A 14,802-nucleotide genomic window follows, 5' to 3' on the forward strand; every position below is an offset into this window, starting at 1 on the left:
TGTTCACTGGGAACGTTCTTTCAAAAGATCACGAATTTCTGTCAACAATTGTTCTTCTTTCGTAGGAATCGGGGCAGCGGCCTCTTCGACTTCCTTCTCACGTTGCAGACGGTTGATGACTTTTACGATCAAGAAGAGTGCGATGGCAATCAAGACGAAAGATACAATTTGTTGAATGAAGTTCCCGTATAGGACGTCGACGCCAAGTACGCTTACTTTTAAACTAGAAAAATCAATTCCTCCAATAATGATTCCGAGAAGCGGCATAAAAATATCGTTGACGAGCGAGTTCACGATGGCTGTGAATGCTGCACCTAATACGACAGCGATCGCCAAATCGATGACATTTCCTCGCATCGCAAATTTTTTAAATTCTTTCCACATAGACAGTCCTCCTAATATTGAATAGCATAAGCGTAGCATATTTTTAAGAAAAGGAAATAATCGTTCACCTTCTGTCAGGGAAGGATGCTTGTTCGACATTTGTGCATAGGGTACACTAAAAAGGTAGCAATTTATGCATTTTAATACCAGGTACTAATATGATATAATCATTTTAGCTGAAAGGATGGTTGGACGTGGCGAACGATGAACAAACGAGTTCGGAAGAACAAAAAGGTTCACCGGAACAAGAGACAGAGCAGAAAAAGCGATCACGATTGTCGAATCATCGTCGATTCCCGATTTTACTGCGTGTACTCGTTGTTTTAGTGCTGGCAATCGCGATGCTCGCACTCGGAGCGATCATTGGATATAGCGTCATTGGCGGAGGCGATTGGAAAGATGTATTTGACATCGAAACATGGCGCCATATCACCGACTTTTGGCTAACCTCTTAAAGGCGGTGGATGGATGTATACAGTTGAGCAAATCAAAGAAGTAATTCCACACAGATACCCGTTTCTGTTAATTGATCGAATTTTAGAAGTCGAGGAAAAGAAGCGTGCTGTCGGATTAAAAAATGTCACGGCGAACGAAGAGTTCTTTAACGGGCATTTCCCAGACTATAACGTCATGCCAGGCGTCTTGATTGTTGAGGCACTCGCACAGGTCGGTGCTTTCGCGATGTTGAAAGACGAATCAAATCGAGGCAAGCTCGCCTTTTTTGCAGGGATTGACAACTGTCGTTTCAAACGTCAAGTCGTTCCGGGCGATCAGCTGCGTCTTGAGGTGGAAATCATGAAAATACGTGGCCCAATCGGTAAAGGACGTGCCGTGGCTACGGTAGATGGAGAAGTTGCTTGTGAAGCAGAACTCACTTTCGCCTTGAAGTAAGGAGAAATGGGATGCGTGCTTTAGTAATTGTGTTACTAGTTGGCTTAATGACGATTGTGGGCTGTCAGCAACTACAGACGGAAGAGTCGAAAGAAGAAAATGTCGTCTATGAACAAAATGTGGATGAGACGATGATTGAGAAGCGTGCCGGACAATCCGATGCGATTGCCGTTTCGCTCGAACGTACGAATAGTACAACGATGCTCTTTACGATTCGGATGCTTGAAAATCGTCGCCTCGACCCGACGACTGTCATGAGTTATGAGGTCGATGGAGAACGGATTGCGATTCCGTTTGGTGAATTGATTGCAGAACGGGAAGAAGACATTCGAACGTATGAATATCAGACAGACGTAGACCCTGAACTTTTCGTATCGGAAACACTTCCGCTCTTCCATCTCGTAGAGGAAGGCGAATCAGAAGTCACGATTCCGCTCGAAATTGTCAATTCGACAAATATTGAATAGAAACAGACGATTTTGTCGAAAATCGTCTGTTTTTTTGTGGAGATTGATGCGTTCTATCCGATACAAAGAGTAAGGACAGAATGGAGGAGATCGAGATGAAACAGAAATCACAATCCTTACAGACACGCATTTTAGCAGCGATGTTAGTCTTCGTCACGTTGCTCATCGTCACGTTCGGGGTCGTTCAGTATTTTAGTACGAAACATTCCGTACTCAGCACGCTTCATGCGACGATGATTGAGGACGGAGAACGAATTAATGAGGAGTTCGATGCAGATGCATATACATCCTTTTTGGGGAATCCGTCAAAAAATGAACAATATGAACAGTTTCGTGAATATCTAGATACATATCGCCAACAAATCGGAGCTATGTATGTGTATACGATTGCCACTGAGGATGAAGACGTTCAAATCATCGTGGATGGCTTGAATTCGGCAGATGCAGCGGACATCGGGACGTCGACCACAGCGCTGACGTATGAAAGAGTAGAGGCAGCATTTCAAGGAAAGACCGTCACGACCGATATCATCGATGATCCGGAGTACGGGGAGTATGTCACGGTACTCGTCCCAATCAAACGCGGTAGCGAGGTCGTTGGTGTACTCGGCATCGATAAAGCTGCAACCGAAGTCGCAGCGATTACGGGAGAAGTATTGAAAGAGAGTTTACTCCCAATCCTCATCGGCCTCATCATCTTACTTGTGGTGTCAGCCGTCGTTATTTGGCGTTATCTTGGATGGAAGTTGCGACCGCTCCAATCGCTAGAGCGCGTGGCGACCTCAATTGCGGAAGGCGATTTGGCGACAGCAACGAATGAGGTCGAGAAAATTCATCTGAAATCGGACGATGAAATTAAGCGTCTCACGGCATCGATGGACAAAATGACCCATATGTTGAAAGATTTGATTTCCGGTATTCAAACGTCGGCACAGACGGTACGTGACGAGAGCGGCAACGTCTCAGGCATCTCAGAAGAAGTGAATGATGCCTCTCGACAAATTGCCTATACGATGGAAGAAATCGCGAGTGGTGTCGAAAACCAAAGTGTGTTGACGATGCGTCTATATGGACATATGAATGAATTTTCGACGCTTGTCGAGCAAACGACATCTGATGGAGAGCAAGTGAGCGAACAGGCAGAGGTCGTCAGTCGGGTGACGATGGACGGTCTGAGTTATATGGAAAGTGCTGTCGACAAAATGACACATATCCATAAGCAGGTGAAGACGTCACAAGGACAAGTTCGAGACTTTGAACAACAAGCCGACGAGGTGACTGAACTCGTGACGATGATTCGACAAATCTCGCAACAGACGAACTTACTCGCACTGAACGCGGCGATTGAAGCGGCACGTGCCGGTGAGCACGGAAAAGGATTTGCGGTCGTCGCTTCAGAGATTCGTAAACTGTCCGACAGTGTTGCTGATTCCGTCAGTGAGATTTCGGAGATTGTCGGAAGCGTCAAACAAAACTCGATTGCGCTCGGGGAAACGTTTACAGAAAGCATGACAGCGGCTGAGGAAGGTAAAGCGACACTCGAATCGACGAAGCATGCTTTCACTGAAATCGAACAGAGTGTCCGTCATATGCAACAGTTGACTGGATCGATGCGTGGTCAACTCGATCGAGTGAAGACGAACCAGGATCACATTCAACATGGACTGTCTGAAATTGCTTCGATCTCGGAAGAAAGTACGGCCGGAAATGAGGAAGTGGCCGCTTCCACGGAACAGATGTCGGCGACGAGTGAGACGATGAATCGTCTCGTCAAAGATTTGTCGAGCACGGCAGAGGATATGCAACGAATGAGTCAACAGTTCAAGTTGTAAACAGTCTCACTTCAGACAGACCTCTCATGCGTCCGCTATAATGGGCGCAAGGGAGGTTTTTTCATGCAACAATTCTCTAGTGAACTGACACAATTTCGGGGGAGTCATTATGACTTCGGACGATTTCAAGGAAAATATATTAAGCGCAGTCAACTGCTCGAGAATCGAACGGACCAATGGAAACTACGCGTCCCACGATTTGAGATTGATGCGACTGAGGCGAAGGCTGCTTTTGAGGAGTTCGCTCCAAAGATTTGGGAAGAGTTGATTGGCCTCCAAGATGAGCTAAAATTATCACTCAATGATACACTGCTTCATTTCGGGCATTTCCGCGTCAATAATCCAATCAGCGGATGTTCGATTCTGACAGGGGACAATTTCCTTGTGAGAAATTACGACTATCATCCGATGACGTACGACGGGCGTTACAATGTCTTTCAACCGGATGATGGATATGCAGTCATCGGACCGGTCTCTCGTGTCACGGGCCGCATGGACGGGATGAATGAAAAAGGACTCGCCATGGGGTACAACTTTATCAATCGTCGTCGACCGGGTGACGGATTTGTCTGCCAGATGATCGGTCGCATCATTCTTGAGACGTGCGCGACCGTGGAGGAAGCGGTCGACTTATTAAAAGAGATTCCGCATCGTGGTTCCTTCACGTACGTCGTCCATGACAAGTCGTCGAAGACACGCGTAATCGAGGCGACACCGCGGGATATTCAAGTGCGGGAATCCAATATATGTACGAATCATTTCGAGTTACTGCAACACGAGAATCGCTACCACCTGGACGATTCCACGCGTCGCATGATGGAAATTAAAGTGGTGCAGCACTTGATTCAAGATGCGGAAAGCGCATTTCGTCTCATGAACGACTCCGATAAAGGAGTCTTCTCTGAACTTTATAAAAGTTGGGCCGGGACGATTCACACGGCTGCCTATTTCCCGGAAACACTCGAAACATGGTTTGCGCTCGGCGGGGACCGCGACCCGGTCATCTTCGACTTCCAAAAGTGGCTCGACGGGGAAGACTTCGATATTCATGCGCTGGACGGTGAACTCTCGACCGATATTGAGTTTGCGAACACGGTTCAACTTTGGCGCTGATGTTTGTCAGTGCTTTTTTTCGAGAAACGGGAATACACATAACAGGAGGGATAAACGATGAAACGATTTGGTATCATACTCATTATGTTGACGCTCGTCACATTGCTTGGAGGCTGTGTACCGGGTGATGGAACGTACACGACAGACCCGGCAGGTTTTTTCTGGGGCATTTGGCATGGATGGATTGCACCGATCTCACTTATCTTAGGGCTATTCAATGATACGTACCGTGTTTATGAAGTGAATAACACGGGCTGGTTTTACGATTTAGGATTTTACATCGCCGTGATTAGTGGATTTGGTGGATTGACGTTGACGCGGAAGAGTCGGGGATAATCTTGAGTGGCCCAAAGTGGTCACTCTTTTTAAAAATCTTTTTTACCGTAAACGCTTGCATTAAAATATTTTTCATATTATGATTCAGGTGAAAATGATTTTAAGGAGGAATTATTCATGTCACGTCTCTTTGAACGAGCGCAACAATTCGGGAAATCGTTCATGTTGCCGATTGCTGTCTTACCGGCAGCAGGACTATTGTTAGGGATTGGGGGCGCATTGTCTAACCCAAATACGGTACAAGCATATCCGTTTCTTGACATCGACTGGTTGCAACATCTGTTCACGATTATGGCAGCCGCAGGTTCGATTGTATTTGCGAACTTGGCTGTATTATTTGCTATCGGTGTCGCTGTTGGACTTGCGAAGTCTGATAAAGGAACGGCCGGTTTGGCGGCAATGCTTGGTTATTTGATTATGAATGCGACCATCAGCGCTATGCTTCAGATTACAGGAGAGTTGATGGAAACGAACTTAGCAAGTGCCGGTCAAGGAATGGCACTTGGAATCCAAACACTCGAAACCGGTGTGTTTGGCGGGATATTGATTGGGATTGTCACGGCACTCTTGCATAACCGCTATAACAAGCAAGTACTTCCACAGTTTCTTGGCTTTTTCAGCGGATCACGCTTTGTGCCGATTATTACATCATTCGTGGCGATTGGTGTTGGGATTGGACTCTATTTCATTTGGCCGACGGTACAGAATGGGATTTTCTCACTAGGTGGTATCGTTGAGAAAACAGGTTATATTGGAACGTTCATCTATGGGTTCGTCCTAAGGATGCTTGGGCCATTCGGGTTGCACCATATTTTCTACATTCCGTTTTGGACTACTGGACTCGGGGGCTCAATGGTCATCGACGGTACATTGATTGAAGGAACACAAAAGATTTTCTTCGCACAATTGGCTGATCCAAATACGACACAGTTCTATGAGGGGACAGCGCGTTTCATGTCTGGACGATTCATCACGATGATGTTTGGTCTTCTCGGTGCAGCGCTTGCGATGTATCACTGTGCCAAACCAGAGCAAAAGAAAGTCGTATTCGGTCTCTTGTTTTCTGCCGCACTCACATCGTTCTTGACGGGAATCACGGAACCCCTCGAATTCGCGTTCTTATTCGTGGCACCAGTCCTCTATTTGGTCCATGCCATCTTTGATGGACTTGCCTTTATGATGGCCCACATCTTTGAGATTACAATTGGTCAAACGTTTTCCGGAGGATTCATCGACTTTATTTTATTCGGGGTTTTACAAGGGAATGACAAGACGAACTGGATGCTCGTACCGGTCATCGGTGCCTTCTGGTTCTTGCTCTACTACGTTACGTTCCGCTTCCTAATCACGAAGTTCAACTTCATGACACCAGGACGCTCGGATGAGGTAGCGAAGACGGCAGACATCGCAGCATCAGGTCGTACAACAGCCATCATTGCGGCACTAGGTGGCGATGATAATATTGAGACGGTCGATTGCTGCGCGACACGCCTCCGCGTTACCGTTAACGACAATCAACATGTCCGTGAAGACTTGTTGAAAGATACAGGCGCGCATGGGGTAGTTCAAAAAGGGAATGGGATTCAGGTAATCTACGGTCCTTCTGTTACAATTATTAAGAATGAAGTCCAAGAGGCGTTAGGCCGGGGCGAATAACAAATGTGTTGGAGGGAAGAACCGTGTGGGAGCAAATGAAGCACGTGTATTCAGAAATGACAGACAGTGAGAAAAAGATTGCGGATTATCTGATGGCAAACATGAATGAGGCAATCGAAATGAACATTACCGATTTAGCAAATGCGATTACGACTTCTCCAGGAACCATCACGCGGTTTTGCAAAAAAATCGGAGTGGGAAGTTATAGTTCACTGAAGCTCATGATGCAAAAGACGTTGACGGAAACGAATTTGCCCCAAACAACTTCGCTCGAACCGATGCAGCGATCATATATTGAATTGATTCAGAAAACCGCTCATTTGATTGATCAAGACGAGTTGCTCGCTATTTGTAAGGAAATTACTTCGAGCCGTTCCATCCATTTGTATGGATTGGGCAACGCTGGACTGGTTGCTCAAGAGATGGAATACAGGTTGAGACGGATGGGACTGTTGGCAACTACGGCTTTTGATAGTCATAGCATGGTCATGGACGCGTCGATTGTCACTGCAGAAGATTTGGTCATTGCTTTCTCAAACAGTGGAGAAAGTCGAGAAGTCGTCCAAGCCGTTCAACTCGCAAAAGAATCGGGCTGTACGACAGTCGCGTTCGTCGGATATCAGCATTCGCCACTTGCCGAGCTTGCCGACTATCGTTTGTTGACCGCCGGTGCATCAGGAGAGGCATTCTTGATTAATACCCAACTCCCGCTTCTCTTTACGGCAGATGCGGTGACGAAAACATTGATGGAGACGAATGAAGCATTAAAAGCGCACTACATGCGAACGCTTAAAGCGCTTGATCGTTTAAAAGAAAGAAGTGAATAATCAGTATGACAACATTACCGACTGGATTGATTGTTTCGTGCCAGGCTTTAGAAAATGAACCGCTCCATAGTGAGTTCATTATGGGACGGATGGCCATCGCGGCCGTTCAAGGTGGCGCCAAAGGAATTCGGGCCAATTCAGCGAAAGATATTCAAGAAATTAAAAAACAGGTCGCTGTTCCGATTATCGGCATCGTCAAACGTGACTATGAAGACAGTGACGTTTTTATCACGGCAACGATGAAAGAGGTCGAAGAGTTGATTGAAGTCGGCGTGGACGTAATCGCCCTCGATGCGACACAACGCCTCCGACCGAACGGGGTGACGCTTCAAGAGTTGGTGCATGCCATTCGTTCGATTTATCCGAAACAGGCAATCATGGCGGATTGTGCAACACTCAACGATTGTATCGAAGCGGATCGTCTTGGTTTTGACTATATTTCGACAACGCTACATGGATATACAAAAGAGACAAACGGATCTCTCCTCTACCATGATGATTTCAAGTTTCTAAAAGATGTGTTAGACCACGTGTCTCGACCGGTTATCGCAGAAGGGAATATTTTGACACCTGAGATGGCGAAGCGTTGTATGAATTTAGGAACATATGCTGTCGTCGTAGGTGGAGCGATTACTCGCCCGCATCAAATTACCGCACGGTTTGATGAGGCACTCGCTTCCAGTTTGAAGAGTCCGCTGTAAGAATGAATCAATCAGGACGCTATTCAATACCTCACGACGCGATGGACGTCGTGAGGTATTTTTTATATATCGGTACAGGGAAAGACCAAACTGTTCGATATAATGAGTGTGGATGATTTTTAGCGTGGAGGTGCCATATGCACTCATATGAGTTTCAAATGTATCGGAATTTCGATAAACTAGCGATTGACTTGATTGAGTTAGCAGTGGTTCGGATGTTCAGTTACTATTTAGAACTCGAACGTCGTGCCTCACGGGACGAATTGACGGATCTTTATAACAGACATTACTTGTATAACTATTTTGAGACGAATCCGAATCTAGGTGGGGCACTGTTCTTGATTGATTTAGATGGGTTCAAGTGTGTGAATGATACATTCGGTCATGATGAGGGGGACCTTGTCTTGAAAGAAGTGGCGCTTCGCCTGAGACGTTTGATAGAGCCGATTCCTGATTCAAAAGTGTATCGCTTAGGCGGGGATGAATTTCTAGTTAAAATCGCACACGCGTTATCAAAAGAGACTGTCATCGGGTATGCTGAACAGATCTTGTCTGTATTGAAAGAATGGGACGACCATCTCCCGTTGTCAGCGAGCATCGGCATCGCTCAATATGATTCCGACGAACAGGCGGATCTCAGTCGATTGTTGAAAGAGGCAGACGTTGCACTGTACCAATCTAAATCGAGCGGGAAGAATACCTATCATTTTGATCAATAATACCAATAGGCTAAACCGATGGATTCTCATTGGTTTAGCCTCTGTTTTTGCATTCAGCAACAAGAAACCGATTGTCGTGAAGGAATCGAATGAAAAACGGGTACTGATTAGAGCATCGGTTTTTGCCCGATTACGGCGACCGTATGATAGTCACGGGAGTCCGGTCCACGTTGTACCGATACATCCTTGAATCCGAGGTTCACCGCCGCGGGGATGAATTGATTCCGAACCATCTCGGAGATGTCGTTCCATTCGATCTCACCTTTCCCGTCACAGTAGGTGATGACAAATGTGCCATTCGGTTTCAAGACGCGTTCGATTTCAGACAGAACGGTCGTGACATCTCTCCAGAAATATAGTGTGTGAATGCTGAACACGTGATTGATGGATGCGTCCGTCACCTCAAGTTGATGCAAATCTCCTTGGATCAAGTTGGCCCGTTTTGTATGAATCGAAGCCTGATTGCGCTGTCTTGCTGAATCGATGATTGTTTTAGATCGGTCGAGACCCATGACATGTACGTCAGGATGTCGTTGAAGGATGGTTGCCATCGCATCACCAGCCCCGCACCCGAGCTCTAAAATCGATGTACCGGATTGAATATGTAACTGTTCAATCGTCCATTTGACTTCAATTCGGTGTTGGCGCACCATCTTTTCCCCGATATATTTTCCGACAGGGCCGCGTGGATTTTCATACTGACTGTCCACCCAGTTTTTGAACACTTGTGGGAGCATACTGTCACCTCACTTTGAAAGTAGCTCGATTGTAGCATATTGATGAGACAAAGGAGTCAACAACATGCGTTCATTTTGGATACTCGGCAACCAACTCTCGCACGAGCTTGCGATGCTGAAGGATGTAAAAAAAGATGACGTTATCGTCATGATCGAGGCGACGTCGCGCGCGACGTGGCGTCCGTACCATAAACAAAAGCTCGTCCTCATCTTCTCTGCGATGCGACACTTTGCGGAAGAATTGCGCGATAAAGGATACACCGTGGATTATCACGAGGCGGATTCGTTCCAAGAGGCATGGGACAATCATGTGAAACAGTACAGTCCGGACGAAATTCATGTCACCGCCGTCACGGACGAACCGATGGCGAAAAAACTGAAACAATTCGCGAAGAAGCATAAACTGGTCGAACATACGGATGTTCCGCTCTTCTACTTATCAAAAGAGGAAGCGACCGAGACGCTCGGGAATGAGCCGTGGCGAATGGATCGTTTTTATCGCCACATGCGGAAGCGATTCGATGTCTTGCTCGAAGAGGGGAAGCCACGTGGTGGGAAATGGTCGTTTGATGCGGATAACCGAAAACCGCCGAAAGAAGGACTATCGTTCCCATCGGCCGTTCATTTTCGTCCGGATTCAATCACGAAAGACGTTATCGAAAAAGTCGAGTCGACGTTCTCGGAACATCCGGGGGAGGTGACCCCGTTCCATTGGCCGGTCACACATACCGAGGCGAGACGTGCGCTAAAACGGTTCGTAGAAGAACGACTTGAAACGTTCGGTCCGTATCAAGATGCGATGATGACGGATGAACCGGAGATGTCGCACAGTCTATTGTCGGCTGCCATCAATATCGGTCTACTGACACCGCGAGAAGTCGTTAATGCGGCATGTCAGGCGGATGCACCGCTATCGTCGATTGAAGGATTCGTCCGGCAAATCCTCGGTTGGCGGGAATATATGCGCGCCGTCTATCTTTCTGTCATGCCCGGTTATGAAGACGTGAACACGTTCAAGCATGAACGCGACTTACCGTCCTTCTTCTGGGATGCGAAGACGGAGTTGAACTGTCTGCATCAAAGTTTGAAACCGGTCGTCGCACATGCCCACAATCATCATATCCAACGACTGATGGTGCTCGGAAACTATGCGACATTGTTTGAAATCAATCCGAAGCAGACGAGCGACTGGTTCAACGAGATGTATATCGATGCCTATGACTGGGTCGTCTTACCGAACGTACTCGGGATGGCCCTTCATGCGGACGGTGGAAAGCTCGCCACAAAACCGTATGTCGCTTCCGGAAAATATATCGACCGGATGAGTGACTACTGTCGGGATTGCCCATACAACCCAAAACATACGACAGAAGACGACGCCTGTCCGTTCAACGCCCTCTATTGGCAGTTCATCGATCGTCACGAAGAACGATTCTCGAAAAACCAGCGGATGAAGATGATGGTCCGTAATTGGCAGGGACGGGATGATGACGTGAAAGCCGACATCTTAGCGAAAGCCGAACAGACATTGACCGATTCCCCGTGAATCGGTTTTTTTACGTTCTCTTCATGAAACTTTGCGATTCCTTTATCGTGTCTTTACAATCGTTCGTTACGATAGGAGCTGTGAGACCCCCTCACTCCAAGTGAATAGTTACCGGTAGAACCTTTGAGAGACCAACAGAAGCCCGTACGTCGATGACGTGTCGTTTCTGTTGGTCCTTTTTTTCAAGAAAGGATGATTCAAGTGAATGAAGCGATTGCACGAATCGGACAAGAACGGATGATTGCCTCCATCAAAAGTCCAAAACAAATCGAGGCGTTTTTGCAGACGGATGTGACGACGACGTTTCTCATGATGGGAACGCTTAGTACACTCGACCGCTATGTGGCGCACTTGAAGCGAGAGAATCGAACGGTCTTCCTCCACGCCGAGCGAATCAATGGGATCAGCCTCGACCGGGACGGCATCGATTACCTCGCCAAACGTGTCGGCGCCGATGGGATTGTCACCACGAAAGCGTCGGTCCTTCAGCATGCGAAGCGAGCGGGGCTCTTGACGGTCCAACGACTCTTTCTCGTCGACTCCGATGCTGTCACGAGCGGGCTCAAGCTCGCCGAGGCGCAACAACCGGATGCGATCGAACTGATGCCCGGTTTGATTCCGAGCGTCGTCGAGAAGATTTCCCGGGAAGTCTCCTTTCCGATTGTGACGGGTGGCATGATTCGTCAACCGATTGACGTGCACCGCGCCCTCGATCACGGGGCATTCGCCGTATCGACTGGGGATGAACGACTTTGGCACGTACAAAGTCAGAAGGAGGAATTAGCATGAAATCGATACAACTACAACAACTGGCGAAATCATTCGGGGAAACGGAAGTCATTCGAGGGATTGACGTGACGATTGAAGCAGGAGAGTTTTTCGCACTCGTCGGTCCGTCCGGTTGCGGGAAGAGTACGATGCTTCGGATGATTGCCGGACTCGAATCCATCACAAGCGGAACGCTTCGCATCGACGGTGTGGCGGCGAACGGGATGAAGCCGAGTGAGCGTCACTTGTCGATGGTGTTCCAAAACTACGCCCTTTACCCACATATGACGGTTGAGAAAAATATCACGTTCGGTCTACATACGAAAGGACTGACGAAGCTTGAACAGCGGGAGCGTTGCCTACAGGCGGCGGAAACACTCGGGCTCACCGATTACTTGAAACGGAAACCGCGTGAGCTATCTGGAGGTCAGCGACAGCGTGTCGCCTTGGCACGTGCCATCGTGACCGAGGCACCCATTTGTCTGATGGATGAGCCGCTTTCGAACTTGGACGCGAAACTACGGGCAAAGATGCGTTCAGAGATTCGCCAGTTACAGCGAAAACTCGGACTGACGATGATTTATGTCACCCACGACCAAGTCGAGGCGATGACAATGGCGGACCGCATCATGCTCCTCAATGAGGGAGAAGTGCAACAAGTCGGAAAGCCGCTCGACTTATATAACAAACCGGCGAATACGTTCGTCGCCTCGTTTATCGGATCGCCCCCGATGAACTTAGTAGAGGTCACCCGACAAGAGAGAGGGTGGATGGCAGCGGACGGACGTCTGTTCCATCCGAACGCATTGACAGAAATGTCAGAGGCGACGCTCGGCGTACGTCCGGAACAAATTAAACCGGCAGACGAAGACGTGACGTTTTATGCAGAGTTGAAAAACATCGAAGTACTCGGGACCGAGACGATTCTCGCCTTCGATGTCGGTGGTAATGAATGGTTGGCGAAATGGCCAGGACAATGGCCGCTCACCGTCGGAGAAAAAGTGGCGTGTTATGTGGACCCGAAACAGATGTCGCTATTTGATACGAACGGGCAGCGCATTGAGCCACGACAACCGAAACTGTTTGAGGCGTTGGAGGTGTTCCAATGACGGTCGCCTTACCGAGAGAGAAAGTCCACACGCGACTGTCGGACGCAGCGAGCGGATTGTTGTACTTGTCTCCGTCTATCGTCTTGTTTGGTGTCTTCCTTGTCTACCCGCTTCTGCGAACGATTTATTTAAGTTTTTTCCGAACCGACACACAAGGGACACCACTCGAATTTGTCGGAGTGGGGCACTACAGCAACCTGTTCACGAGTGCGGCATTTTGGCAAAGCATTCAGGCGACGGTTGGATTCGTTCTCTTGACGGTCCCGCTCACGATTCTCGTTGCGCTCGGTCTCTCACTCCTCGCCAATGAGAAGTTGAAAGGAATCGGCATCTTCCGAACGGCTTTTTCGGCGACGATGGGGATGAGCGTCGCGGCGTCATCGGTCATTTGGATGTTCATGTATAATCCGTCGATCGGTATCTTCAACCGGTTTCTCGAGGCAGTGGGGGCAAGTGGCGTCCAGTGGCTCCTTGATCCACAATATGCGCTCCTTTCCGTGTCGCTCGCGACCGTCTGGATGAATATCGGCTTCACCTTCTTGATTCTGCTCGGTGGTCTGCAAAACATCGACCGAACGCTATACGAGAGTGCGGACATCGCCGGGACAAGTTACTGGACACAACTTCGCGCCATCACGATCCCAATGTTGTCGCCGACACTCTTCTTCGTCGGCATCATCTCACTCATCAACGCCTTCCAGACGTTCGGGCAGATTGATTTGTTGACGAAAGGCGGACCGACGAATGCGACGAACGTCATCGTCTATGCTATCTATAAAGATGCGTTCATCAACTACAACGTCGGGAGTGCCAGTTCCCAGGCCGTGCTCTTGTTTATTGCCGTCCTTCTGTTGACATGGCTCCAGTTCAAACTGGTCGAAAGGAAGGTGCATTACCAATGAGATTACGGAATGTAGGCGTATATATCTTACTCATCTTGAGTGCCGCCGTCATGCTGTTTCCAATCGGGTACGCATTCTCGATCAGTCTGATGGACGGAAAGGAAGTGCTCCAAGGGCATCTGCTTCCACGTGAGCCTTCATTTGAAAACTATGTGGCCGCGTTCGAGCGCATCCCGATGATGACATACCTGCTCAACAGTTTGATCGTCGCGCTCCTCGTGATGGTCGGACAGGTCGTCTTGTCGAGTCTAGCGGCGTTCGCCTTTGTTTTCATCGACTTTAAAGGAAAAGGGCTCATCTTCATGCTCTTCCTGGCGACGATGATGGTGCCGTGGGAAGCGACGATGGTGCCAAACTTTTTGACAATCCAGTCGCTCGGCTGGCTGAATAGCGTCTGGGGACTGTCTGTGCCGTTCTTCGCACTCGCATTCGGGACGTTCTTACTTCGGCAACAGTTTAAAACGATTCCGTATGAGATGTACGAGGCGTCCCAAATTGCTGGAATCAGTCGCTTCCGTTTCTTTTGGAACGTCGTCTTGCCGGTCTCGAAGACACCGCTCGTCACATTGTCAGTGTATAGCTTTTTAACGACTTGGAATATGTACTTATGGCCGCTTCTCGTCACGAACACGGAACAGGCGAGGACGGTCCAAATCGGAATCAAGCAGATGCAGTCGAACGAGGTCGCCTCGGACTGGGGCGTCGTCATGGCGGCGGTCATCTTGATTATCATTCCGACACTTTTATTGTTATTCGCAGGACAAAAGCACTTGCAAGAAGGGTTGACGCAAGGCGCAATCAAATAATAGGGGGA

The 14,802-nt window shown here is 48.3% G+C and carries 17 protein-coding genes; 15 read left to right on the forward strand and 2 right to left on the reverse strand.

The window, feature by feature from the left end:
- Positions 1-3: 3 nt before the first annotated feature.
- Positions 4-384, reverse strand: a complete 381-nt coding sequence (gene mscL / locus KNO96_RS07320) for a large conductance mechanosensitive channel protein MscL (RefSeq protein ID WP_026825106.1) — start codon at positions 382-384, stop codon at positions 4-6.
- A 194-nt stretch (positions 385-578) separates the two neighbouring features.
- Here mscL and KNO96_RS07325 point away from each other — a divergent pair, with 194 nt between their 5' ends.
- The 10 genes from KNO96_RS07325 to KNO96_RS07370 all read left to right on the forward strand — a co-directional run bounded on the left by KNO96_RS07325 (position 579) and on the right by KNO96_RS07370 (position 8,926).
- Positions 579-839, forward strand: a complete 261-nt coding sequence (locus tag KNO96_RS07325) for a DNA-directed RNA polymerase subunit beta (protein ID WP_026825107.1) — start codon at positions 579-581, stop codon at positions 837-839.
- A gap of 13 nt (positions 840-852) precedes the next feature.
- Positions 853-1,275, forward strand: a complete 423-nt coding sequence (gene fabZ / locus KNO96_RS07330; protein WP_026825108.1) for a 3-hydroxyacyl-ACP dehydratase FabZ — start codon at positions 853-855, stop codon at positions 1,273-1,275.
- An 11-nt stretch (positions 1,276-1,286) separates the two neighbouring features.
- Positions 1,287-1,742, forward strand: coding sequence for a hypothetical protein (locus KNO96_RS07335; protein WP_026825109.1), 456 nt, complete (start codon positions 1,287-1,289; stop codon positions 1,740-1,742).
- A 95-nt stretch (positions 1,743-1,837) separates the two neighbouring features.
- Entirely contained in the window at positions 1,838-3,574 is a 1,737-nt protein-coding gene (locus KNO96_RS07340) for a methyl-accepting chemotaxis protein (RefSeq protein WP_214703180.1), read from the forward strand.
- A gap of 63 nt (positions 3,575-3,637) precedes the next feature.
- Positions 3,638-4,687: a C45 family autoproteolytic acyltransferase/hydrolase gene (locus tag KNO96_RS07345; RefSeq protein WP_214703181.1), complete on the forward strand. Its 1,050-nt coding sequence runs from the start codon at positions 3,638-3,640 to the stop codon at positions 4,685-4,687.
- Between the two features lie 57 nt (positions 4,688-4,744).
- Positions 4,745-5,023, forward strand: coding sequence for a hypothetical protein (locus KNO96_RS07350; RefSeq protein WP_012727334.1), 279 nt, complete (start codon positions 4,745-4,747; stop codon positions 5,021-5,023).
- Positions 5,024-5,140: 117 nt separating this feature from the next.
- Entirely contained in the window at positions 5,141-6,679 is a 1,539-nt protein-coding gene (locus tag KNO96_RS07355; RefSeq protein WP_214703182.1) for a maltose/glucose-specific PTS transporter subunit IIC, read from the forward strand.
- Between the two features lie 23 nt (positions 6,680-6,702).
- Positions 6,703-7,506, forward strand: coding sequence for a MurR/RpiR family transcriptional regulator (locus tag KNO96_RS07360; protein WP_214703183.1), 804 nt, complete (start codon positions 6,703-6,705; stop codon positions 7,504-7,506).
- A gap of 5 nt (positions 7,507-7,511) precedes the next feature.
- Complete coding sequence (locus KNO96_RS07365) at positions 7,512-8,207, forward strand: N-acetylmannosamine-6-phosphate 2-epimerase (protein ID WP_214703184.1); 696 nt, start codon at positions 7,512-7,514, stop codon at positions 8,205-8,207.
- Between the two features lie 137 nt (positions 8,208-8,344).
- Positions 8,345-8,926 (forward strand): GGDEF domain-containing protein, encoded by a 582-nt coding sequence (locus KNO96_RS07370; protein WP_214703185.1) that lies wholly within the window; start codon positions 8,345-8,347, stop codon positions 8,924-8,926.
- Positions 8,927-9,033: 107 nt separating this feature from the next.
- Here KNO96_RS07370 and KNO96_RS07375 read toward each other — a convergent pair whose 3' ends face one another.
- Positions 9,034-9,663, reverse strand: coding sequence for a class I SAM-dependent methyltransferase (locus tag KNO96_RS07375; RefSeq protein ID WP_214703186.1), 630 nt, complete (start codon positions 9,661-9,663; stop codon positions 9,034-9,036).
- Positions 9,664-9,727: 64 nt separating this feature from the next.
- Between KNO96_RS07375 and KNO96_RS07380 the strand changes: the two genes are divergently transcribed.
- From KNO96_RS07380 to KNO96_RS07400, 5 genes are all read left to right on the forward strand, one after another.
- Positions 9,728-11,209: a cryptochrome/photolyase family protein gene (locus KNO96_RS07380; RefSeq protein WP_214703187.1), complete on the forward strand. Its 1,482-nt coding sequence runs from the start codon at positions 9,728-9,730 to the stop codon at positions 11,207-11,209.
- A 192-nt stretch (positions 11,210-11,401) separates the two neighbouring features.
- Positions 11,402-11,998 carry a glycerol-3-phosphate responsive antiterminator gene (locus tag KNO96_RS07385; protein ID WP_214703188.1) on the forward strand — a complete coding sequence of 199 codons (597 nt, stop codon included), beginning with the start codon at positions 11,402-11,404 and terminating at the stop codon, positions 11,996-11,998.
- Entirely contained in the window at positions 11,995-13,086 is a 1,092-nt protein-coding gene (locus KNO96_RS07390; RefSeq protein ID WP_214703189.1) for an ABC transporter ATP-binding protein, read from the forward strand. The genes KNO96_RS07385 and KNO96_RS07390 overlap by 4 nt, the downstream gene beginning before the upstream one ends.
- On the forward strand, positions 13,083-13,988 hold the full coding sequence (locus KNO96_RS07395; protein WP_214703190.1) for a carbohydrate ABC transporter permease: 906 nt from the start codon (positions 13,083-13,085) through the stop codon (positions 13,986-13,988). Before KNO96_RS07390 ends, KNO96_RS07395 begins: the two co-directional genes overlap by 4 nt.
- Positions 13,985-14,794: a carbohydrate ABC transporter permease gene (locus KNO96_RS07400; RefSeq protein ID WP_214703191.1), complete on the forward strand. Its 810-nt coding sequence runs from the start codon at positions 13,985-13,987 to the stop codon at positions 14,792-14,794. Before KNO96_RS07395 ends, KNO96_RS07400 begins: the two co-directional genes overlap by 4 nt.
- Positions 14,795-14,802: the final 8 nt, after the last annotated feature.

The organism is Exiguobacterium sp. s89, assembly GCF_018617735.1.
In the GTDB taxonomy this organism is placed as follows: domain Bacteria; phylum Bacillota; class Bacilli; order Exiguobacteriales; family Exiguobacteriaceae; genus Exiguobacterium; species Exiguobacterium marinum.